This is a genomic window from Erythrobacter sp. NFXS35 (genome assembly GCF_040148725.1).
GTDB lineage: Bacteria > Pseudomonadota > Alphaproteobacteria > Sphingomonadales > Sphingomonadaceae > Erythrobacter.
In genome coordinates this window covers 1,072,638-1,094,702 of record NZ_JAGDEB010000001.1, presented here as the reverse complement: position 1 = coordinate 1,094,702, position 22,065 = coordinate 1,072,638, and the positions used below count along the sequence as shown (strand labels likewise).

24 protein-coding genes are annotated in these 22,065 nt (G+C 64.0%); 10 read left to right on the top strand and 14 right to left on the bottom strand.

Features of this window, described 5'->3' with window-relative positions:
• Window positions 1-45 precede the first annotated feature (45 nt).
• Window positions 46-720: a lysozyme gene (locus tag J3454_RS05345; RefSeq protein ID WP_349512708.1), complete on the bottom strand. Its 675-nt coding sequence runs from the start codon at window positions 718-720 to the stop codon at window positions 46-48.
• A 238-nt stretch (window positions 721-958) separates the two neighbouring features.
• Here J3454_RS05345 and J3454_RS05340 point away from each other — a divergent pair, with 238 nt between their 5' ends.
• Window positions 959-1,165 carry a helix-turn-helix transcriptional regulator gene (locus J3454_RS05340; RefSeq protein WP_349512707.1) on the top strand — a complete coding sequence of 69 codons (207 nt, stop codon included), beginning with the start codon at window positions 959-961 and terminating at the stop codon, window positions 1,163-1,165.
• Window positions 1,162-1,818 (top strand): hypothetical protein, encoded by a 657-nt coding sequence (locus J3454_RS05335; RefSeq protein WP_349512706.1) that lies wholly within the window; start codon window positions 1,162-1,164, stop codon window positions 1,816-1,818. The genes J3454_RS05340 and J3454_RS05335 overlap by 4 nt, the downstream gene beginning before the upstream one ends.
• A gap of 75 nt (window positions 1,819-1,893) precedes the next feature.
• On the opposite strand, the gene J3454_RS05330 is transcribed toward J3454_RS05335, so the two are convergent.
• From J3454_RS05330 to J3454_RS05300, 7 genes are all read right to left on the bottom strand, one after another.
• Window positions 1,894-5,262 (bottom strand): autotransporter domain-containing protein, encoded by a 3,369-nt coding sequence (locus tag J3454_RS05330; RefSeq protein WP_349512705.1) that lies wholly within the window; start codon window positions 5,260-5,262, stop codon window positions 1,894-1,896.
• A 128-nt stretch (window positions 5,263-5,390) separates the two neighbouring features.
• On the bottom strand, window positions 5,391-6,350 hold the full coding sequence (locus J3454_RS05325; RefSeq protein ID WP_349512704.1) for a calcium/sodium antiporter: 960 nt from the start codon (window positions 6,348-6,350) through the stop codon (window positions 5,391-5,393).
• A gap of 154 nt (window positions 6,351-6,504) precedes the next feature.
• Window positions 6,505-7,914 carry a type I glutamate--ammonia ligase gene (gene glnA, locus J3454_RS05320; RefSeq protein ID WP_349512703.1) on the bottom strand — a complete coding sequence of 470 codons (1,410 nt, stop codon included), beginning with the start codon at window positions 7,912-7,914 and terminating at the stop codon, window positions 6,505-6,507.
• 82 nt (window positions 7,915-7,996) lie between these two features.
• Entirely contained in the window at window positions 7,997-8,335 is a 339-nt protein-coding gene (locus J3454_RS05315) for a P-II family nitrogen regulator (RefSeq protein ID WP_349512702.1), read from the bottom strand.
• A 231-nt stretch (window positions 8,336-8,566) separates the two neighbouring features.
• Window positions 8,567-9,493: an N-acetyl-gamma-glutamyl-phosphate reductase gene (gene argC, locus J3454_RS05310; RefSeq protein ID WP_349512701.1), complete on the bottom strand. Its 927-nt coding sequence runs from the start codon at window positions 9,491-9,493 to the stop codon at window positions 8,567-8,569.
• Window positions 9,494-9,496: 3 nt separating this feature from the next.
• Window positions 9,497-9,859: a hypothetical protein gene (locus tag J3454_RS05305; protein ID WP_349512700.1), complete on the bottom strand. Its 363-nt coding sequence runs from the start codon at window positions 9,857-9,859 to the stop codon at window positions 9,497-9,499.
• Window positions 9,860-9,971: 112 nt separating this feature from the next.
• On the bottom strand, window positions 9,972-11,357 hold the full coding sequence (locus tag J3454_RS05300) for a leucyl aminopeptidase family protein (RefSeq protein WP_349512699.1): 1,386 nt from the start codon (window positions 11,355-11,357) through the stop codon (window positions 9,972-9,974).
• Between the two features lie 112 nt (window positions 11,358-11,469).
• Here J3454_RS05300 and map point away from each other — a divergent pair, with 112 nt between their 5' ends.
• Both map and J3454_RS05290 read left to right on the top strand, forming a co-directional pair.
• Window positions 11,470-12,297, top strand: a complete 828-nt coding sequence (gene map, locus J3454_RS05295; RefSeq protein WP_349513142.1) for a type I methionyl aminopeptidase — start codon at window positions 11,470-11,472, stop codon at window positions 12,295-12,297.
• A 170-nt stretch (window positions 12,298-12,467) separates the two neighbouring features.
• Window positions 12,468-12,764 carry a hypothetical protein gene (locus J3454_RS05290; protein ID WP_349512698.1) on the top strand — a complete coding sequence of 99 codons (297 nt, stop codon included), beginning with the start codon at window positions 12,468-12,470 and terminating at the stop codon, window positions 12,762-12,764.
• A gap of 13 nt (window positions 12,765-12,777) precedes the next feature.
• Here the strand turns inward: J3454_RS05290 and J3454_RS05285 are convergent, their stop codons facing one another.
• The 3 genes from J3454_RS05285 to ccmA are packed head-to-tail and all read right to left on the bottom strand — an operon-like array spanning window position 12,778 to window position 14,692.
• On the bottom strand, window positions 12,778-13,440 hold the full coding sequence (locus tag J3454_RS05285) for a hypothetical protein (protein WP_349512697.1): 663 nt from the start codon (window positions 13,438-13,440) through the stop codon (window positions 12,778-12,780).
• Window positions 13,440-14,090: a heme exporter protein CcmB gene (locus J3454_RS05280; RefSeq protein ID WP_349512696.1), complete on the bottom strand. Its 651-nt coding sequence runs from the start codon at window positions 14,088-14,090 to the stop codon at window positions 13,440-13,442. Before J3454_RS05280 ends, J3454_RS05285 begins: the two co-directional genes overlap by 1 nt.
• On the bottom strand, window positions 14,087-14,692 hold the full coding sequence (gene ccmA / locus J3454_RS05275; RefSeq protein ID WP_349512695.1) for a heme ABC exporter ATP-binding protein CcmA: 606 nt from the start codon (window positions 14,690-14,692) through the stop codon (window positions 14,087-14,089). Before ccmA ends, J3454_RS05280 begins: the two co-directional genes overlap by 4 nt.
• 64 nt (window positions 14,693-14,756) lie before the next feature.
• Here ccmA and J3454_RS05270 point away from each other — a divergent pair, with 64 nt between their 5' ends.
• Entirely contained in the window at window positions 14,757-15,056 is a 300-nt protein-coding gene (locus J3454_RS05270; RefSeq protein WP_349512694.1) for a 4a-hydroxytetrahydrobiopterin dehydratase, read from the top strand.
• A gap of 114 nt (window positions 15,057-15,170) precedes the next feature.
• Here the strand turns inward: J3454_RS05270 and J3454_RS05265 are convergent, their stop codons facing one another.
• The 3 genes from J3454_RS05265 to J3454_RS05255 form a co-directional block, all read right to left on the bottom strand.
• A complete protein-coding gene (locus tag J3454_RS05265) occupies window positions 15,171-15,977 on the bottom strand; it encodes an SDR family oxidoreductase (protein WP_349512693.1) in 807 nt (268 codons plus the stop codon).
• A 68-nt stretch (window positions 15,978-16,045) separates the two neighbouring features.
• Window positions 16,046-18,007, bottom strand: a complete 1,962-nt coding sequence (locus J3454_RS05260) for a S9 family peptidase (RefSeq protein WP_349512692.1) — start codon at window positions 18,005-18,007, stop codon at window positions 16,046-16,048.
• Window positions 18,008-18,224: 217 nt separating this feature from the next.
• On the bottom strand, window positions 18,225-18,842 hold the full coding sequence (locus J3454_RS05255) for a DNA-3-methyladenine glycosylase family protein (protein WP_349512691.1): 618 nt from the start codon (window positions 18,840-18,842) through the stop codon (window positions 18,225-18,227).
• 107 nt (window positions 18,843-18,949) lie between these two features.
• On the opposite strand from J3454_RS05255, the gene J3454_RS05250 reads away from it, so the two are divergent.
• The 5 genes from J3454_RS05250 to J3454_RS05230 are packed head-to-tail and all read left to right on the top strand — an operon-like array spanning window position 18,950 to window position 21,918.
• Window positions 18,950-19,267: a 2Fe-2S iron-sulfur cluster-binding protein gene (locus tag J3454_RS05250; protein ID WP_349512690.1), complete on the top strand. Its 318-nt coding sequence runs from the start codon at window positions 18,950-18,952 to the stop codon at window positions 19,265-19,267.
• 25 nt (window positions 19,268-19,292) lie between these two features.
• Window positions 19,293-19,664 (top strand): DUF1905 domain-containing protein, encoded by a 372-nt coding sequence (locus J3454_RS05245; RefSeq protein WP_349512689.1) that lies wholly within the window; start codon window positions 19,293-19,295, stop codon window positions 19,662-19,664.
• Window positions 19,665-19,716: 52 nt separating this feature from the next.
• Window positions 19,717-20,745: a cysteine synthase A gene (locus J3454_RS05240; protein ID WP_349512688.1), complete on the top strand. Its 1,029-nt coding sequence runs from the start codon at window positions 19,717-19,719 to the stop codon at window positions 20,743-20,745.
• A gap of 32 nt (window positions 20,746-20,777) precedes the next feature.
• A complete protein-coding gene (locus J3454_RS05235) occupies window positions 20,778-21,167 on the top strand; it encodes a hypothetical protein (RefSeq protein WP_349512687.1) in 390 nt (129 codons plus the stop codon).
• Entirely contained in the window at window positions 21,148-21,918 is a 771-nt protein-coding gene (locus J3454_RS05230) for a hypothetical protein (RefSeq protein WP_349512686.1), read from the top strand. The genes J3454_RS05235 and J3454_RS05230 overlap by 20 nt, the downstream gene beginning before the upstream one ends.
• The last annotated feature ends 147 nt before the right edge of the window (window positions 21,919-22,065 follow it).

Genomic DNA, 22,065 nt, shown 5'->3' with positions numbered 1-22,065 from the left:
GGCGGCCGTGCGGCCTTGCGGCGGCTTGCGCCGCCGTACCGTCGCCTAATCTGACGGTTGCTCAACATACATCACTGCTTCCGCCGCCCGGCGGCGTACCAGGCCTTTGAGCACCCGGCCCCCGGCGCGGTTCCAGCGGGCGAATTCGCGCGCGGCACCTTCTGTATCTCCGGCGCGGTGTTTGGCCGTCAGAGTCGCGCGGGCAATCGCACCGGTGTTGTAGTGGAAGCTTACCAGCGCATCGAATTGCGGCTGAGTGGTCGGCGCATCGCCCAGCGCGCGGACGACATCGGCGGCATAGCGCACCAGATCATCCGTCAGCCGCGCATCGCAGGCCCCTTGCGTCCACACCGTGCCGGGTCCGATCCGTCCGCCGTGAACGTGATCGCGCCCGGTCGCGCCCCAGCCGATGGTCCATGGCTCGGCCCCGGTACCGGGATCGGGATAGGCCTCCACCAGCCCATCGGGCCGGAGCCGCGCGCAGCCCTCGAACCGCTTTATCAAGGCGATCCCGGCAGCGCTAATGGCGCGCGGAGCGGGCGAGTAGGAGACACATGAGACACTGTCCAGAACAGGAAAATCGGGCGCTGCGGGGGCCGCTTCCATGCGGCTGTCCCCTTCGCCGTGTTCGGCGGCTGTATCGACGGCAGACTGGCGCGGCGGCTTGGTCAGCAGGCGGTTGATGAAGGCGAGCAGGGAAGCGGTGGATTGATACGGCATGGCAGACACCTCGAACGGAACGCGGGAGAAAAACGAGGCGCATGGATTAGGCATAATGGGGCCGAGTAGGAAAACGGGAAAGTGGGTTCGCGTCAGGCGGCTGTAAAGAGGTCTTGACTGACAAGAGTCCTTTACAGTAAAGAGCTCTTGTCAGCCTGGGATCGCCGCTCATCTGGCGCCGAGGCTGGGCAGGCCAAATAAATCACTGAACCGAAGTCCGAACAGCAGAGCCATCCCTTTGGAAAACCGCCTGAAACATTTCCGCGAAAGTCACGGTTGGAGTCAGGGCGAACTTGCCCGGCGACTTGGCGTTTCGCGGCAGACCATCAATGCGGTGGAAACCGACAAGTATGATCCCTCGCTGCCGCTGGCGCTGCGCATGGCGCGATTGTTCGGCGTGGCCGTGCCTGAACTGTTCATCGATCACTGGGAGCCCGAAGCATGACAACCGAAGAGCAATCCCCCCGCGAGTTTTCCTGGCTGCGCAAGGTGGTGATCCCCGCCTCGGTCGGCGCGGTGGCCGGCTTCGCCGCCGTTTTTGCCATGATGCGCTTCATCGATAGTGACATGGTCGGCGGGCTGGACACCTCGGCCATGATCGCTGCGGCGGTGGGCGTGTTGTACTGCGTGATTGCCAGCGGGATGCTGGTCGGGACGACCAATCCCCGGCTGGGCGCGCAATTCCTGAATGTCGAGGATGCCGACGAACTGCGCGAGCAGCAGAGGATGCTCGTCACCTCGAGCGGGGCCATGGCGCTGTGGGGCACGGCATTGGTGACGCTGGCGCTGGCGGCACCCGATGGACCGGTGCCGCAAGGGGCGGCGCTGATCGTGGGCGCGGGCGGGCTGCTGCTCGGCACTGCGTTGTCCTATCTGACCTATCGCTTTTGCGACGAGCTGATGTTGGCGGTCAATCTGGAGGCTGGGGCAATCACTTTTGGTCTGGTGATGCTGGTGGTGGGCATGTGGGCGGTGCTGGCACATCTCGGGTTTGCCACCGCGCCGCAGCCGCTCGATCTGCTGACGGCCTTTTATGTGCTGGTGCTGTTGGCGAGCTTCATCGCCGTTGGACGGCGCGGGATGCTGACCGTCCGTTGAACGTGCCTGTCCGACAAGACAAAGGGGGCGCCTGCAAGCCGCAGGCGCCCCCTTGTCGTTTGCGATGAAGACCGATCAGAAGCGATAGGTCGCCGAGGCGCTGAACACCTGCGCATCCGCCGTGTCGCGGCCGATCGTGGTGTCGAAGCCCACGCCCAGCTCGATCGGACCCTGACCGGCATGGGCCCATACACCCACTTCGACCCAGTCGCTGTCCGCCTGATCGATCACGAAGTTCGCGTTGGGGCCGATGCCTTGCGCGAAATTGGCGGCGAGCAGCTGCGGGCCGTCCTCGAATTCGTGAACATATTGTGCGGTCGCATTGATGCGGATTGCCGAACTGTCACGTGCGAAATCCACCCCGGCGCGGGCCTGAGTGCTCTTGAAGGTCTGGCGTTCGATCGCGAGACCGAGCGTGCCGCCATCCTCGCGAATGGTCGACAGATCGACGGTGGCGTAGCGGCCTTCGACACCGGGCGAGAAGGTCCCGATCCCGGTTTCCAGATCCCATGACACGCCCAGCGCGCCGGAAACCAGCAGGTCGTCAGACGAGGATTCCAGCTCCTGCCCGTTGCCCACGAACAAGATTTGACGGGTGGTGTCGAAGCCCATGCTCCCCATGCTGAACTGACCGTCGATCACCGGGCCATTTGCAAGCTGGTGGCGCAGATAGACGGAGGCAGCGTAGGTATCGCTCTTGACCTGCTGGCCCACCGGCGCCTTGGCTTCAACCGAATTGAAGTAGCCCGAAATGCCGACCATGGTGTTGTCGCCAGGGTAGAATTCCATGCCCGCCGATACATAGACACCGGTGACGTTGGTTTTCTCAGCGAAGCCGGGTAGCGAATCGAATTCGCCCGCCACCAGACCGCCAGCCACGAAAATTGCGACGTCTTCCGGCAGGTTCGCTTCAGTCATCTCGGTGTTTTCCATGCCGCTCTGCAGCGCCATGCCATTGGCCGCTACCGGCTGACCAAAGGGCGAAAGGCCCGCTTGCATCGCATTCAGCGGCGCACCGACCACGGCAATCTTGCCACCCGCATTGCTGCGGTCCGACTGCCGCAGGCGGCTGTTATTGAAGTTCTGCAGCGAGTTGATGGTCTGCGCCGAGAGCGACCGCACGGCCTGTTCACTCGCCGGAGCAAGCCTGACGAACGTGTCGCGGATCGTGTCGGCGTCGGCGAAGTCGAGCGCGTAGAGATCCGACAGGGCAGCATTCGGACGGTTCTGATCGAACAGCTGGGCATAGGCCGTCTGGCGAGGGTCCGTCCCGTCGATTACCGAGCCATAGCTTGCGGCCTCGATTTCCATCAGCACGGCGTTTTCTTCATAGATGAAGGTCTGGCTGAGGATCGCCGAGATGTTGGTGTCGGTGAAGGTGCCGCTCACGCCGCCATCGGCGGTGAGAATGGTGTATTGGACGCCCTGACCATTGACCTGCTGGCTGATCCCGGACCCGAGACCGACTACGCCGCCGACACTGGCCAGGCCGGTCACCGCGATGCGATCGGACCCGCCGGTGCCATCAATATCGGCAAGGAAGGTCGTGCCCGACGACATCACAAGGTTACCGTCGATCGTCAGCGTGCCGATGGTTCCCATGGTTGCAGGCGAGAAGACGCCCGTGACGCTGGTCAGGAACGGTGCGGTGACGGTACCGGTGCCGCCGAGCATGCCGGCGAACAGAGTGAAGTCACCGACCGAGGTCAGGTTGCCGTTGACCGTGGTGGTGCCGCCGAACTGGTTGATGTCGATCAGCGAGGTCAGGTCGCCCGCTTCGGCCACCGTAAGTCCGGCATTGCCGCGGATCGTCAGCTTGTCGATGGTGACTTCGCTGCTCAGCGTGGTGGTGCCGGTCTGGCTGAGGGTCACGTCGAAATAACGCGGGAGGATATCCAGTTCCGGATCGGCGCTGACGATCGGATCGATATTGTTGGGCACAAAGTCGCTCGCACCCGGAAGGCCGTTGGCCAGCGTTGCAGCGGGCAACGCGGCGGGACCATCGGCCTGGGCCTGCTCTTCCGAAGATTCGAGCGCGATTGCGGCGATTTCCTCCGCCGTCAGCGATGCAAGATCGACGGCCGCCGGCATGGCCGCGGTTTCGCCGCCTGCAAGGTCAAGGGACACCTGACCGCGGTTGTTCGATACTGCCGCGCCGAGTGCGCCCGAAGCTGTCGGGGTCGGGGTCGGTGAGGTGTCTTCGAAGATGCCTGTTGCCAGATCGGTGCAGCCATCACCCGGAGCTCCGATTTCGAAGCAGACCGCGCCAAAATCGCCTTCGGTGCCGTTGAGGCCGAGTTCGGGCGTGGTCGGCAGGCCGTTGACGATCTGGCCGTCGGCATTGATCACCCGGTACATCGGGTCAAGCAGCGTCACCCAGTGATCGGCATCTTCCCAGTTGCCGTTGCCGGCCTTGGCACCGACATAGCGATAGGGATTGGTTTCAACGATGTACTGCCAGAACAACGACAGCGGCTGGTAAAAGCTGTTGGTACCGAGCGAGCTGAACGGCTGCGGGCCAAAGAACCGCGAACCGCCCGACAATACGCCGATCACCAGGTCTTCGTCGGTTAAGGCGTTATTGGCCGCATCGAGGATCAGCGGACCGCCCGAATCGCCGCCATCGGTGGTGCCTTCGTTCGGCAGTGCCCTGTCACGGAAAAGGTTGAAGTCGAACCCGGTCTGGCCATCCTGCGAGTCGAAATCGATCTGGTAGAGGTTCTGCGGCAGCAAGCCCGCGCTGCCACCAAATATCACCACGTTGCGATCGTCGAGCGAAGCGAACCCGCCGAGCATGTTCTCGACCGCGCGGCGGCGGAAATCGACGCCGTCGATGCCACCATCAAAAGCATTGCCTGTGGAGCCGTAGCCGACGATGTTGACGTGATAACCAGTGCCGGTGACCGGATCGATCGCTTCAGGGGCGGGCAGGGTGCTGAACAGCAGCGCCCAGGTCGGGATGCCGGCTGCAGGCGTATCAAGGCTGGCGAGCGCAATATCGGCTTCGATGAAGCCCCCCGCTGCCGGGTTCTGCAGCGAACGGGGATCGGTGAAAATACGGTTGATGTTGAACGTCGCCAGTTGAGGGTTGCTGGCGAAGTTGTTCTGGAACCAGTTCAGGATACCCGGGAACGCATCGACGTCGAACGAGAACACGGCCGGCACGTTATCGGTGTTGTAATCGGTGTCCGGGCGGTCGTTCACGCAGTGGGCAGCAAACAACACGGTGCGCGGGTTGATAAGCGTGCCGGTGCAAACGAACCCGTCAGCGCGGAAGAACTGGCCGACGCCGCGAAACACATCGTCATTATCGACGATCGCTTCCGAATCGGTCGTTTCGTTGGGAACGACGGCCAGTGCCGGCGCGGCGGTGGCGGCGATCGCCAAGGCCAAAGTGGCCGAACCGGCCAGAAGGCCGCGGCGACGAGTGTTCGAAATCTTCATGTGCACCCCTATGATGTGTATGCCGGTCGCATTCCGGTCAGGAGTTGAAGACTAACGGGTTATTCGCGCGTTACAATTCCAAAAAAGACGATTGGCCGGGAGTGGTGCTTGACCGTTACCTGAATGCCTCAGCGCAGCGCGAGTAACATTGTATAGCCGGCGTAAAGCGCCACCAGCAACGCCCCTTCGATGCGCGATAACCGCCAACCGCTGCGCAGTTGCACGATCAGCAAGGCGGTGATGCCCAGGAGCACCCAGATATCGAAGCGGGCGATTTCGGCTGGCACTTCGATCGGCTGGATCACAGCGGTCAGGCCCAAAATGCCGCACAGATTGTAGATGTTCGACCCGACCACGTTGCCCAGCGCCACGTCGCCATGCTTGCGGATTACCGCGATGACGCAGGCGATCAGTTCGGGCAAGGATGTGCCGATCGCGACTACGGTGAGGCCGATCACGCTTTCCGAAACCCCGGCCGCGCTCGCCAGCACGGTCGCCCCGTCGACCAGCAGCCCCGCGCCGAAGATCGCCGCCGCCAGTCCGGCGAGGACCATTCCGCCCAGCACCAACGGGCCGGTATCGGGCGGAACCGGGCGGTCTTCGGCCTCGGCCTCGTGGCGCTGCGCTTCGGCATCGTGCGCGGCGCTTTCGGACTTGTAGGCCCACCAGATATAGCCCGCCAGCGCAGCTACCAGCACGATCCCCGGCGCCAGCCCGATGATGCCGAGCATCACCGCGCCGGTCGCCAGCAGGGTTGCGACGGCCATGGCGATCGAATCACGCTTGAACGAGGCCGGGTTGACCACGATCGGCATGATGATCGCGGATACGCCGAGGATCAGCAGGCTGTTGGCGATGTTCGACCCGACCACATTGCCCAGCGCAATGCCCGGCGACCCGCCCAGCGCGGCCTGCACGCTGGTGGCGAGTTCGGGCATGGACGTGCCGAAACCGACTATGGTGAGCCCCGCCAGCAGCGGCGAAATGCCCAGCCGCGCCGCCATCCCGACAGCGCCGCGCACCAGGAATTCACCGCCCAGCGCCAGCAGTACCAGCCCTCCGGCCACCAGCAGGATTGCATCGGTCATCGTCATCATTTCCCCGCAACAGCGATGTAGCAACCAGCCTAGCGACACGGCCTTCCCAATTGAAGGATCGAGGTTAGGAAAAAGGCCGCCCGGTTTCCCGAGCGGCCCCTTCTTATCGGATCGCCTTTTTCCGGCAGAGCCGGACGGCGAATGATCACATGCTGTAATACATGTCGAATTCGACCGGGCACGGGGTCGTTTCGGTGCGCATCACCTCTTCCCACTTCAGCTCGGCATAGGCTTCGATCTGATCCTTGGTGAAGACGTCACCCTTGATCAGGAACTCGTAATCCGCGGTGAGCGATTCGAGTGCTTCGCGCAAGGAACCGCACACGGTCGGCACCTCTGCCAGTTCGGCCGGGGGAAGATCGTACAGGTTCTTGTCCATCGCCTCGCCCGGATGGATCTTGTTCTCGATCCCGTCGAGACCCGCCATCAGCAGCGCCGAATAGCACAGATAGGGGTTGGCCATCGCATCGGGGAACCGGAACTCCACCCGCTTGGCCTTGTCGCCCGCGCCGTAAGGAATGCGGCACGATGCCGAACGGTTGCGCGCCGAATAGGCGAGCAGCACCGGCGCTTCGAAGCCCGGCACCAGCCGCTTGTAGCTGTTGGTGGTCGGGTTGGTGAAGGCGTTCAATGCCTTGGCATGCTTGATCACACCGCCAATGAAATACAGGCACATTTCCGACAGACCGGCATATTCGTTGCCGGCAAACATCGGCTTGCCTTCTTTCCAGATCGAGATGTGGGTGTGCATTCCCGACCCGTTATCGTCCTTGATCGGCTTGGGCATGAAGGTTGCCGTCTTGCCATAAGCATGGGCGACCTGGTGGACGACATACTTGTAGATCTGCATCCGGTCGGCGGTCTGCACCAGCGTGCCGAAGGTCAGGCCAAGCTCATGCTGCGCGGCGGCGACTTCGTGGTGGTGCTTGTCACAGGGCAGGCCCATTTCGAGCATGGTAGTGACCATCTCGCCGCGGATATCCACTGCGCTGTCGACCGGCGCGACGGGAAAGTAACCGCCTTTGGCACGCGGACGGTGGCCCATGTTGCCGCCTTCGTATTCCTTGCTGGTATTGCCCGGCAGTTCGATATCATCGATCGCGAAGCCCGACCCGGCATAGCCGTCTTCGAAGCGCACGTCGTCGAACATGAAGAATTCAGCTTCGGGACCGACATAGACGGTGTCACCGAGGCCGGTCGATTTGAGGTAGGCTTCGGCGCGCTTGGCGGTTGTGCGCGGGTCGCGCGAATACCAGTCGCCGGTCGAAGGCTCGACGATGTCGCAATTGATGATCAGCATCGGCGAGGCGCTGAACGGATCGATCCAGGTTTCGGTGAGATCGGGCTTCAGGATCATGTCGGATTCGTTGATGACCTTCCAGCCGGCGATCGACGATCCGTCGAACATCAGGCCGTCTTCCAGCTCATCTTCGCCCATCACGCTGGCGACCATGGTAAGGTGCTGCCACTTGCCCTTGGGATCGGTGAAGCGCAGGTCGACCCACTCGATTTCCTCGTCCTTGATCAGCTTCAGGACGTCTTTTGCTTTCGACATTTGTGTATTGCCTCCGGGTATGATTTTCGGCCAGCCCGCCCGATGATGCTCAACTTTGGGCAGGCAGGAGAGGGTGGAAAATTCAGATCGCGTCGTCGTTGGTTTCGCCGGTGCGGATGCGCAGCGCGCTTTCGATCGCGGTGACGAAGATCTTGCCGTCGCCGATACGGCCAGTTTGCGCGGCAGCGGCGATCGCCTCGACCACGCGGGCGGTCTGATCGTCGGTGACGACCACCTCCAGCTTCACCTTGGGAAGGAAGTCGACGACATATTCGGCGCCGCGATACAGTTCGGTATGGCCCTTCTGGCGGCCGAATCCCTTGGCTTCGGTCACGGTGATACCGGACACGCCAATTTCGTGCAGTGCCTCCTTCACCTCGTCGAGCTTGAAGGGTTTGATGATCGCTTCGATCTTTTTCACGTCGTCCCCATCCGTACCTGGCCGGATTCCTGACAGAAACCTAACAAGAATCGTGCCAAGCGCAGCCGTTACCGGGTTGAACATTCATTGCCGCGGAAGGAATCCGGACAAGCCATGTCTTTCGCCTTGGCGAAGCGGGTAGCAAGATTATGGTGCACTGCGCAATGGTGCACAGCGTATGGACGGGCATTGCCTAAATTTTAAGCAGCGATGCCGCGTTACAGTGGTGGGCTACAGGCGTAGCCCGGTGGTTTCCGGCAACCCGCACATGATGTTGAGGTTCTGGATCGCCGCGCCCGATGCCCCCTTGCCGAGGTTGTCGAGCACCGCAACGAGGCGCGCGTGCCAACCGCCCGAATTGCCGAACACCTGCAAGGTCATCGAATCGGAGGGCGGGGCGCTGGATTCCAGCAGAATTTCTGGAACGCTGCTGTCGGTGCAGACTGAAACAACCTCGGATTCGCGATAGTATTCGCTGAGCGCATCGCGCAACCTGTCGGCGGTCGGGTCTCCCGTCATCGCGCCGAGATGGAGCGGAACTTCGACGATCATTCCACGATAGGCCGGGACGACGGCGGGCGCGAAGATGACCCCATGTTCGAGCCCTGCGTAGGCCCTCATCTCGGGCCGGTGCTTGTGCGCCATGTCATAGCCATAGGCGCGGAATGCAGGCGCGCCCTCCGCTTCGAACCGCGCGATCAGCGCATTGCCGCCGCCCGAATAGCCGCTCACCGCGTTGACGGTATAAGGCCAGTCGGCGGGCAACAACCCTGCGCGCACCAGCGGCGCGACCAGCGCCAGAAACCCGGTGGGGTAACATCCCGGATTGCTCACGAAACGGGCATTGGCGATGGCCGCGTGCCCGATCAGTTCGGGAAAACCATAGGTCCAACCCTCGGCCACACGGTGCGCGGATGACGCGTCGATGATGCGGGTGCCGGAGCCTTCGGCCAGCTTCACTGCGTCCTTCGCCGCGTCGTCCGGCAGGCACAGGATCGCAATGTCGGCGGCATGGAGCGCATCGCGGCGGGCGGCTTCGTCCTTGCGCTGCGCATCGTCGAGCACGATCAGATCGAACTCGCTACGCCCAGCCAAGCGCTCGCGGATTTCGAGGCCGGTGGTGCCTGCCGCACCGTCGATGAACAGGCGGGTCGCCACGGTCTAGTCGCTTGCCGGGGCAAGTTCGGCGGCCTGGCACCAGCCAGCGGGGCCAGCCGGGCCGGGGCTGCCCCACACCCAGTCGCCCGCCAGATCGAGCAGTTCGAACCGGCTGCCGGGAGCAAGCTGCACGAACACTTCGCTATCGCCATGCGGGGTCAGCCGCAGCCCTGCGCCGCCTGTCCCTACCACGCGCACATGCGGAATCACGTAATGCGCAGCGAGATGCGTTCCGGCGAGCGCGATATGCGCCAGATCACCGCGCAGCGGCAGCGTGCCGGGCGCAGGCTTTTCGACCGGGCCTTTAAGACCCAGCACGCCCTCAGGCACTGCGTATTCGATATTGTTGCGCGCCGCGCCGCTCATCTGCGTTCCGCCAATCCGTGCCTGTGGTGCCGCGCTGTCCCCTGCATCGGCGTGGGAGGCCCGTTAGCGGCAAGTGGCCAGCGGAGCAAGCAGGCCGCCATCACGCGCCCTATCACCCTGCATAGCGGGCACGGATCGCGTGCCACGACGCGCGCAGGCCCAGCCCGCGTCCGCCGCGCGACCGGCCGGGGCGCGGCGACGGGTTCCAGGCGAAGGTATCAAAGTGCACCCAGTCGATCTCCTCGCCCACGAACCGGTCGAGGAACAGCCCGGCCACGCTCGCCCCGGCGTAGGGATTGGACGATGCGTTCACCATGTCGGCGATGTCGGATGACAGGTATTCGCGGTAGGCCTCGGGCAGGGGCAGACGCCACGGCGCATCGTCATGCGCCTTGCCCGCTGCCAGAAACGCCTCGGCGGTGTCGTTGGACCGCGCCATCATCGCGGGCAGATCGGGACCGAGCGCCACCCGCGCCGCGCCGGTAAGCGTGGCGAAATCGACGATCAGATCGGGCTCCTCCTCGCTCGCGCGGGTCAGCGCATCGCCCAGGATCAGCCGCCCTTCGGCATCGGTGTTGTGAATCTCGATCGTCAGCCCCTTGCGGCTGGACAGTACATCGCCGGGACGGAAAGACGCGCCCGAAATTGCATTCTCGACGGCCGGGATCAGCAGGTGCAGCCGCACCTTCAGCCGCGCGCCCATGATCAGGCCCGCCAGCGCCAATGCGTGTGCCGCGCCGCCCATGTCCTTCTTCATCAGCCGCATGCCGGAGGACGGCTTCATGTCCAGCCCGCCGCTGTCGAAGCACACGCCCTTGCCGACGATGGCGAGGACGGGGTGCGCCGGGTCGCCCCATGTCAGGTGCATCAGGCGCGGCGCATTGTGGCGCGCTGCGGCGCGGCCCACGGCGTGCACCATCGGATAGCCCTGTTCCAGCGCATCGCCGCGCACCACGGTGAGTTCGGCCTTATGCGCCTTGGCAAGGCGTTCGCACTCTGCCTCCAGTGCGGCTGGCCCCATGTCTTCGGCGGGGGTGTTGACAAGATCGCGCAAGAAGCACTCGGCTTCGGCCTCGGCGATGGCGGCGTCGATCGGGCCGACCTGCGTGGTCAGCAGGATGCGCGGGCCTTGCGCCTTGTCCTCGCTGCGGTAGCGATTGAAGCGGTATTGCCCGGTGATCCACCCGAACATCGCGGGGCCGGGATCTGCATTGGCGATCCGATAGCTGCCTTCGGGCAGGTCTTCCGCCAGCTTGGCAAGACACCAACTCGACAGGCTTTCGGGATCGGCGACTCCGCCCACCGCGAACCATGCATCTCCATCGGGCACGATCCCGACCTGATAGCCGCCACCTTCGAATTTCTGCGCGGCAAGGGCTGCGCGCTGGCCTGCGGAAAGGGTTTTGGCGAAGTCGGGAAAGCCGTCCTTGTTGACGAGGTGGATGGCAATCGCGTCAGCGCCGCGGTCGGGCTGGATCAGGGCATTGGGCTTGGTCATGCGCGTTCCATAATCGCCAAGGCAGGCTTGTCACCACAAAGATTCGGTAACCCGAGCGCCTGATGGCCCGCGAAAAGTAGCAATGAGCGCGCATCGTCGCTATGTGGCGTCAATGCACGAATACCAACTCGTTGACGGCGCTGAGACCGTCTACCGCGACGGCACCATCAAGCTGCATGGTCCCGAAGGCTTTGAAGCGATGCGAAAGGCGGGGCGGCTGGCGGCCGAAATCCTCGATGCCTGCGCCGACATGGTGAAGCCGGGGGTGACCACCGGCGCGCTCGACGACGCGATCCGCGGGATGATGCTGGATGCTGGCGCGGTGCCCGCGACGCTTGGCTATCGCGGCTATGCGCATTCGTCCTGCATCTCGATTAACCATGTGATCTGTCACGGCATTCCGGGCGACAAGGCGTTGAAGGATGGCGACATCCTCAACATCGACGTCACGCCGCTGGTCGATGGCTGGCACGGCGATACCAGCCGCATGTTCTTCGCGGGCGAGCCGCCGTTGAAGGCGCGCAAGCTGGTCGAAGTGACCTATGAATGCCTGATGCTCGGCATTCAGGCGGCGCAACCGGGCGCACGGCTGGGCGATATCGGCGCGGCGATTGAGGCGCACGCCAACCAATTCCGTTACGGCGTGGTGCGCGAGTTTTGCGGCCACGGCTTGGGCCGCCTGTTCCACGACGCGCCTGAAGTGGTCCACGCCGCCAAGGCTGGCACTGGTCCGGAGCTGAAGCCGGGGATGTTCTTCACCATCGAACCGATGATCAATCTCGGCAAGCCGTGGGCCAAGGTGCTGGGCGACGGCTGGACGGCGGTGACGCGCGACAAGTCGCTGAGCGCGCAGTTCGAACATTCGATTGCGATTACCGAAACGGGGAATGAGATATTCACCAAAAGCCCCACGGGGCGGGATTGCCCGCCTTACGTTTAGGTTTTTCGCACGCCCCTCCGGGCGCGCGATCCTCGCTAGACGGGCAGCAAAGCTGCCCCCGCTGCGGGCGGGCAGCAGTCGCCCTTGCGGCTCTACGGGCCGAATCACACCTTTCGTCATCCAGGACTTGATCCGGGATCCAGCTTCCTTTTGATCTTGGGCCAGTGCCAATGCGCGATCTGATCGAGAATGCGAGCCGCGAAACCCTAGTGGAATTCATGCTGGCCGTGATCCACGGCTACACGATCATGGCGCGCGATCCCGACTGGAACGACGATCAGCGGGCGGGCATCAATAACCGCATTCACTACCTCGCCGGTCATGCTCTCACGCTCGTGCAGGGTCATGAGATCGACGGTTGGACAATTGACGGAATTGTGGAGCATTCCGGGAAGCTCGCCCCCTCGCTCCTCAAGCAACCCACGGCGATCCTGAAGAAGCCAAACCCCGGATCAAGTCCGGGGTGACGGGGCGGGGCGGTTAAAGGAACCACACCGCCAACACTCCAACCATCACCAGCACAACCGCCACCGAAAAGCCCAGCATCACCACCACCGGCCGCGTCACGCGCCCGTGCAGCACCCAATCATACCCCACCGCAATCGCAATCGTGATCGGCGGCTGCACCCCAATCGCAACCGGATCGGGCAGGCCCAGCACCTGCACCACGCGGGCATAGGCGGGGGTCATCAACGCCAGCGTTGCGATCAGCATCGCTTGGCGATGCGCGGCGATGTCGCGGCGGCGGGCGAAGTGCAGGGCGGCGAAATAGAGCGGGATGAAGGTCACGAGAGCGGCGATATTCACCATTGTCACTTCCGGACGGCCAAGCTCCTGCCCGATGCGCCACGCAATCACCGCGCCGCTCACCAGCATTGCGCCCACCAGCGCGATGGACGCGCGACCCGTCGCCTGGTGGGCAGCCAGCTTGAAGCGCGCGGCGGCGAAGGCCTGGGTGGCTAGCAGGGTCAGCCAAGCGATCATGCTCACCGCGTGGAACACCACCAGCGGCGTGTAGCGCGCCTGCACTTCGGGGTGCACGACCGCCTTCAGCGCGAAGGCAAACAGCGTGAAGCCCAGCAGCCCCAGCGCGATATTGCCCATCAATGTGTTGGCTCGGACGTGACTTTCAGGTGCGCGCACTAATTCTCCCTTGCCGCCCGGATCGCGGCCCCGGCGGCAAACGGAGCGAGTGCCACCAGCGCGAGGCTTATGGCTGCAACGAAGCCGAGGCTGACTTGATCCTGACGGGCGAGCGCACCTGCACCAAAAATCAGGATCGGCAGGGCGAGGGGGATCAGCAGCAGGCCCGAAAGCGCGGCACCTGCCCGCAGGGAGGCGGTAAGCGCGGCGATCATCAGGCCGATAGCGGCAAGGCCTGGCGTGCCCACCAGCAGGCCCAGCAGCAGGATCTGGAACGTCTCGCCCTCGATCTTGAGCAGCGCGGCGGCGGGGAAGGTGGCGAGCACCAGCGGCGGGCCGAAGCTTAGCCAGTGGGCGATCAGGCGCACCGCCATCATCGCCTCTTCCGCCATGCCGCGCAGCTTCAACTGGTCGAAAAAGCCCAGTTCGATGTCGCGCGCCACCAGCTTTTCCAGCGGCAGGATCGCCGCCAGCAGCGCCGCGATCCACACCACTCCGCCGCCGGTCCGGGCCATCAGGTTGGCATCCGGCCCAACTGCGAAGGGGAACAGCATGGCGACCGCCACAAAGAACACCACCGGCAGGGCCGCGCCGCTGCCGGTGAAGGGGAAGAACTGCGCCAGATCGCGGCGGAGCAGGGCGGCGATCATGCGTCCTCTCCTGCTGGCGCGAAGTCCTCGATCGCGAAACTCATCATCCCCGACACATCGAGCGGCTGGTGCGAGGCGATCAGTGCGATCCCGCCGCCGGCACAATGTTCGCGCACCAGTGTGCTGACCAGCGCCTGTGATGCGGTGTCGAGGCCGGACAATGGCTCGTCCAGCAGCCAGATCGGCGCCCTTTGCCCCAGCAGCCGGGCGAGGGCGGCGCGCTTTTTCTGGCCGGTCGAAAGGTACCGCACCGGCACCTCGGTCAGTGCGTCCAGCCGCAGCCGCGTCATGATCGCTTGCAGATCACCGCAACAATCCAGCCCGACCCAGAATGCCAGCGCCTTGCGGAGCGGCAGGTCGGGATCGAGCCCGGTACGCTCGTCGAGCAGGGCGACAGCGCCCTCACGCCGCACTTCGCCCGCGTAGGGAGTAATGAAGCCCGCGAGCGCCCGGATCAGCGTGGTCTTTCCCGCGCCGTTCGCGCCCGTAACATGGCAGGCCGCGCCCGATTCCAGTGCGAACGTCAGCCGCCGGAACAGCAGCCGCTCGCCCCGGCGGCAGGCCAGATCATGCGCGGACAGGGCGGGGGACAAGGCTTGCATTGGGCTGCAGCGTTAGGGAAAAGGGTCAGCGCAAACAAGCGACCACGATCAAGGAGCACCCGTCATGTCCGTCCCCGAACTCGGTGTGAAAGAAATCGACCAGTTGCTCGCCGATCACCCGGCGTGGGAATTGGCGCGCGAAGGTAAGGCGATTACCCGCACGTTCCAGTTTGCCGATTTCTCCGAAGCCTGGGGCTTCATGAGCCGGGTCGCCTTGCAGGCGGAGGCGCAGGATCACCACCCCGAGTGGTTCAACGTCTTTGCCAAGGTCGAAGTGACGCTGACCACGCATGATGCCGGCGCAAGCGGCGGACTGTCGCACCGCGATGCGAAACTGGCGCGTGCGATCGATGGGATTGTGTAAGGCTACCTCCCGTTCGCCCTGAGTCTGTCGAAGGGCTGCTTTTCTTCCAATGCTTTGGCTGAAGAAGAAGTGCAGGGCTTCGACAAACTCAGCCCGAACGGAAAGAGGAGTTCACTACCTCCCCAACGGCCCTTGGCTGCCCCGCAATTGCTTGCGTACTTTGCCGGGCATCCAGCGCTTGGCGAAGGCCATCGATTTCGAGGTCTTGCCCACGAAATAATCCAGCTTGTCGCCGTGCACCGCGTCCCACACCGCCTTGGCGACTTCTTCCACCGGGGTGATCTCCAGCCCTGCAGCGCGCACCCGGTCGCGGATCTGTTCGTTCGATTTGCGGTTGCCGGTGCCGTCCAGCAGCGGCGTCTCGATGAAGGAGGGGCAGATCGAGGCGACGGTGATCTTGTCCGGTGCCCATTCGGCATCGAGGCTTTCGGACACCGCGCGCACCCCGAACTTGGTGGCGCAATAAACGCTCATCCCCGCCGATCCCGCGATCCCTGCCGCGCTGGCGATGTTGATCAGCGCCGACCCGGGAGCGCTCGCCTTGAGATAAGGGTAGGCCGCCTGCGCGCCGTAAAGCACGCCTTTCAGATTGATATCGAGGCAGCGGTCGATCTCTTCCGGGTCGAGTTCGTGCAGCGATCCGCCGGTGCCGATCCCGGCATTGTTCACCACCGCGTCGATCCGCGATCCGGCGGCGGTGTGGAACGCTGCCAGCGCCTCGTCCCACGCCGCGCGGTCGCGCACGTCGAGCCGGTGTGAATATTTAAACCCGCCTTCGATCAGTCCCAGCGTGTCCTGCATCCCGGCCTCGTTGACGTCGGCGATCCCGACGAACCAGCCCCGCTCCCCGAAATGCCGGGCGATCGCGCGCCCGATACCGGACGCGCCGCCGGTGATGAAGATGCTGCGCCGTTCTGTCATGGGATCCCCTCTCGATTGCAGTTTGCAACCCGTCTAGAGCGGGACAGGGCGGTTGTCAGCAGGCAGAATCAGCTTCCGAGCGCTGCCTCCAGCCCTTTCACATATTCTTCGCCCTCGACGATTTGGGCGCTCGAAGGCTCCAGCGCATCGCCCAGCGGCTCGGCCCTGCCGCCGATGCATTCTGCCAGGAAGTTCTCTGCGATGGCGAAGAAGGCGATGTTGTTTTCGGGGCGGGCAAAACCATGGCCCTCGTCGGGGTACAGAACATAGGTGACGGGGATCCCGGCCGATTGCATCGCATTCACGATCTGGTCGCTTTCGGCCTGCTTTACCCGTGGGTCGTTCGCCCCTTGCGCGATCAGCAGCGGTTTGACGATCTCGTCCGCCTTGTAGAGCGGGCTGGCGGCCCGCAGCAGCGCAAGACCTTCCTCGGTGTTTGGATTTCCCATGCGTTCGTGGAAGGTTTTCACCAGCGGTGCCCAGTAGGGCGGGATCGTGGAAAGCAGGGTTTCCAGGTTAGACGGGCCGACGATGTCCACCCCGCAGGCGAAGGTTTCCGGCGTGAAGGTGAGGCCCGCCAACGTCGCATAGCCGCCATAGGACCCCCCCATGATTGCGACCTTGTCCTCTTGCGCGATGCCCTGATCCACAGCCCAGTTGACCGCGTCGATCAGGTCGTCGTGCATCTTCAGGCCCCACTGCTTGTTGCCGGCGTTGATGAAGTCCTTGCCGAAGCCGGTCGAGCCCCGGAAATTGACGCTCAGCACGCCGTAGCCGCGATTGGCGAGCAGCTGGTGGGCGGAATTGAAGCCGTACCCGTCGCGCGCCCACGGGCCGCCGTGAACCAGCAGCACCATCGGGACCGGCTTGTCGGGCCGGGCGTCGCCATCCGTGTCGCTGCCGGGCGGCAGGGTGAGGTAGGAGGGCAGGGTAAGGCCATCGCGGCTGGCGATCTCGACAGGGTGCATCGGCTGGAGCGGCATGCCTTCAAGTTCCGGCCGCGAGACATAGAACGGGGTCAGCGTGCTGGCCTCACGATCATAGATGTAGGTCGTCACCGGCTTGGTCAGCGGATCGTTCCAGACGATCCACACGCTGTCGTCATCGGTACGACTGTTGATACCGAAATCGCCTTCGAGCCGCTGATCCAACCAATCGAACGAAGCGCGGACTTCAGGATCGGTCGCGGTCCATTCGGTCGTGAGGTAATTGACCGCATAGGCCTCGATCTCGCCGGTGATGGGATCGCGCAGGGTGTTGCCGATATCGGCCTTGTCGTCTTCGGCGATCAGCCGTCGCTCGCCGGTGGCGGTGTCCTGGGCGAACAATGCGGCGGTGTTCCGCCCGCGGCTGTCGATCCAGTACAGTGTGCCGCCATCGGTGGTGTAACCGGCCGGCGAGGTGGTGAGCGAATCCTCCATCGCCGTCGTCTCGAACGGGGTTGTCTCGACTGTTCCATCGCTCACGCGGAAATAGTCGGTGCCGCCTGCTTCGTTCTGGCGCATCGCCATGCGCAGGGTCAGGCTGTCATCGGCCATGAACCCGGCATAGGCGTTATTTTCCAGCACCAGCTCCAGTTCGCCGGTGCGCAGATCGAGCATGTGGACATCATGCCATTGCGGATCGCGGTTGTTGACGCCGATCAACACCTTGTCCTTGATCGTGTTCGATGCGCCAACGATTTGCACGCGGGTGTCATCGAACGGGGTCAGGGTGGTTTCTACACCGCTATCGATGTCCACGCGGTAGAGCAGGAAATTCTCGTCCCCGCCCTTGTCCTGAATATACATCACGGCGCTGGCATCGGGCGACCAGAAATGCTGGCGGATCGGGCGATCGGTCGCATTAGTCATGGCGCGCGCGGCATCGGGATTATCCGCCGGAGCAACCCAGATGTTGAGCACACCGTCCTTGGGTGCGAGCCAGCTCAGCCATTGACCGTCAGGGCTGATCTGGCCTGCCGCACGGGTCGGGTTGCCGAACAGCGCATCGCGCGGGATCAAGGGGGCGGTCTGTGCTTGGGCGGTCATTATTGCTCCGGTCTGGTCGGATGGGGGTGTCTGGTGATTGTCTGCGGAAGCTAGGCCCGGCAGTGCAAGCGCGGCGGTGCCACAGGCCAACAGACGAACAAAGGGGATGCGAGAAATTGCGCGAATGAACATGGGGGAAATCTCCTCTCCAGCACAAGCTTTTTCTGTGTTATATCCTTAATACACCTGTCGGAGACCCGCAACGCGGCCGGTCGCGTCAGAGCGCCGGATTGGCGTAAAAATGCCATGTGAAGATCGCCATGCTGCCGCGCTGCGGGGACCACGGCTCGGCCAGCTTGCGGGTGGTTTTTTCCGCCGGACGTTCGGTCAGATCCAGCAGGCGCTTGACGCCTTCCTGTACGGCGAGGTCTCCGGCGGGCCAGATGTCGGGGCGGCCTTCAGCGAACAGCAGATAAATTTCCGCCGACCAGCGCCCGATCCCCTTGATCAGGGTGAGCAAGGCAATTGCTTCCTCGTCATCGGCGGGCAGATTGTCGAAATCGAGTTCGCCCGCGATCACCAATTCGCACAGGGATCGGGCATAGCCCTGTTTCTGGCGCGATAGTCCGCAGGCGCGCAGGGCGTCATATTCGCGCCCCAGCAAGTCAGCGGGGGCGAAATCCGGGCCGAGTTCCGCCTCAAGCTTCGTCCACACCGATGCCGCCGAAGCGACCGAGACCTGCTGGCCGACGATGGTGCGCAGCAGCGTCTTGTATCCGGGCGAGCGTATCCGCGCATCGGGATAGCCGACGCGGGTGAGTGCGCTGGCCAGCTGCGGCTCACGCAGCGCCAGCGCATCAAGGTCTTCGCGCAATTTTTCCGCCGTCAGGCCCACTGCCACTTTCCTTAACTTGCCAACCAAAGCAGACTGTCTTAGCAGCCGCGGTTGCACTCTCCCAGCGCATCGCTTTGCGCTCAATAGCCCAAAAGGATACCGAACCTATGCCCAGACTGGTCGTCACCAATCGCGAAGGCGAAACCAGCGAGATCAGCGTCGATGAAGGCCTGACCGTGATGGAAGCGATCCGCGACAACGGGTTCGACGAACTGCTGGCGCTGTGCGGCGGATGCTGTTCGTGCGCGACGTGCCACGTCCATGTCGATCCGGCCTTCGCCGACAAGCTGCCCGCGATGAGCGAGGACGAGGATGACCTGCTCGAATCCTCCGATCACCGCGTAGCCACCTCGCGCCTGTCGTGTCAGGTTCCGCTGACCGCCGCGCTGGACGGGCTGCACGTCACCATCGCTCCGGAAGATTGATCCTTCGGCGCGCAGGAACAGGCCGGTGCACGATGACCTTGCCCGGTTCCTGCGCGACGAACTCGGGCATTTGCCGAGTGGTTCTGCGGGCCCGTGGCACGTGCGCGGGCCGGTGTGGCTGTGGCAGGGAAGCGCTGGCGCTCCGACCAAGGGCAGTTGGTATTTCCTGACCATCGACGGCGACACCGCTCTGGCTATCCGCGCCCATGCCACCAATGCTGCTGCGTGGGGATCGGTGTATGTCGAGGCGACGATTGGCGGGACGACATGGCGCACATCGCTGTTCCCGTCGAAACAGGCGGGCGGCTGGCTGTTGCCTTTGAAGGCAGCGGTGCGCAAGGCGGAACGGATCGCCGACGGCAGCGAAGTCGAGGTGCTGCTCGTACTGGCTTCGTGATGCCGGGACTTGAGCGTTGCAGCCAGCCGCGTGAGCGCCTAATTCCCTTGCCATGAACATCACCAAGCCTTTTGCCGATACACTCGCACTGATCGGCAATACCCCCATCGTCCGGCTCGCTGGTCCCAGCGAAGCTGCGGGCTGCGACATTTACGGCAAGTGCGAATTCGCCAACCCTGGCTCCTCGGTCAAGGATCGCGCGGCGCTGTGGATCATCCGCGATGCCGAGGCGCGTGGGGAATTGCTGCCGGGCGGCACCGTGGTCGAAGGCACAGCAGGCAACACCGGCATCGGGGTCGCGCTGGTCGCCAATGCCAAGGGGTACAAGACGATCATCGTCATGCCCGACAACCAGTCCAAGGAAAAGATGGACACGTTGCGGGCGCTGGGCGCGCAGCTGGTGCTGGTGCCGCCGACCAAGTTCGCCAACCCCGGCCACTTCGTCCACACAAGCCGCCGCCTAGCCGAGGAAACACCGGGCGCCGTATGGGCCAACCAGTTCGACAATATCGCGAACCGCCGCGCCCATATCGAAGGCACCGCGCCCGAAATCTGGGAGCAGTTGGGCGGGCGGGTCGATGGCTTCACCTGCGCGGCGGGCACCGGCGGGACGATTGCGGGCGTTGGCCTTGGGCTGAAGGCGATGGACGAGAACATCCGCATCGCGCTGACCGATCCGCACGGCGCGGCGCTGTATAATTACTACGCTCACGGCGAGTTGAAGGCCGAAGGGTCCTCGGTCGCGGAGGGGATCGGGCAGGGACGCATCACCGCCAACCTCGAAGGCGCACCGATCGACACGCAATACCGCATCGGTGACGAAGAAGGTCTGATGTGGGTCGCGCGCTTGCTGAAGGACGAAGGCCTGTGCCTCGGCCTGTCGTCGGGCATCAATGTCGCGGGCGCGGTCGAATTGGGCAAGGAACTGGTGGCCGAGGGGCGCAACAATCCGCAGGTCGTCACCATCCTGTGCGACACCGGATTTCGTTATCTCTCGACGTTGTACAACGCCGAATGGCTCGCCGCCAAGGAATTGCCGGTGTTCGACTGGCTCGAACCGCGGCAGGGAGACGGTGCGTGACACGCGCGCCGCTGCTGGCTAGGCTGCGCATTATGACCCAGCGCAGTCTTTATCCGGCCGGGCGCAATCAGCCAGTGGGCGCGATTGACTCGGTGGCCGAACCGGAGCCCGCGACACCGGCCAGCGAAAGCCGTCAGGAAGCGATCCAGCGATTGCAGATCGGGGTTTTCGGTATCGCCGCAATGGTGCTGCTGGTCGGCCTTGCCAGCATCATTGGCAGTCAGGCCAATTTTACCGATAAAGCCGCCGTGCCCGAAGCCGCGCCCACCACCGAGCCTACGCCTGAGCCGTCGCGCGCCAATCCGCTTGCCGATGCGGGTGTGGTTCCGGATATCGCGGCTGAGCCGAGCCCGGCACCGGCGATGCCGCTCGACGTGCCGCCGCCGAGCCCCGCGCCGGATAATGCCGCGCCGCCGCAATAGCTGCATTGCCCTGCGGGTCGGCGCGGTGCTGGCCCTGGCCGGGTGTAGCGCCGCTCCCACGCCGCCGGTCGACGAGCCGCGTCCGGCGTTGGGGTTGATGAGCAGTCTGCCGCTGTTCTGGCCCGTGGATGCGGACATCGCCGACATCGCAAGTGGTCGCAGCAGTCCGCCATGGCAGCGCCGCGTGATTGAAACCGGCTATGTGCCGGTGCCGCTCGATACGCTAACGCCCATTCCCGCGTTATCGCCCGGCGCGGCGGACACTGATCCGCTGGCGAATCTTGATCGGCTGGCGGTGGTCCAGCCGCGGGGCCTGTCGCCTGCCGATAATGTCGCGCTCGATGCTTGGGTGCGCGACGGCGGGCGATTGCTGCTGGTGCTCGATCCGGCGCTAACGGGGGATTACGACCTGCCGCTCGGCGATCCGCGCCGTCCGGTCGAAAGCGCGCTGATCCCTCCAGTCGTCGAACGTTGGGGGCTGGCGGTCAGCTTTGACGAGGGGCAATCGCTGGCGGTGGTCGATGCGTCGCTAGGCGGGGCAGCGCTGCCGCTGGTGCTGCCGGGCCGGATCGCTGTGACCGATCCTGCCGCAGCGGATTGCACGCTGATGGCAGCAGGCGCGGCGGCGACCTGCCGCGTAGGCGAGGGTGAGGTCACCCTGATTGCCGATGCCGCGCTGTTCGAGCATCCCGAACTGGCGGGTGAGAACGGACAAACCCTTGGCGGATTGCTGGCTGCGGCGTTCGAGTAGCCGGAGTCGAGCGAGTAGCCGCAATCGGGCGAGTAGCCGCAAACGGGGAAATCGCGGGACAAGGGGGACTCGGCGGCGGATTCGGGCGGAAGATGCTACGGGAAAACGCGGGAAAAGCGCCAATCGGGGCCGGATTTGCGCGCTGGT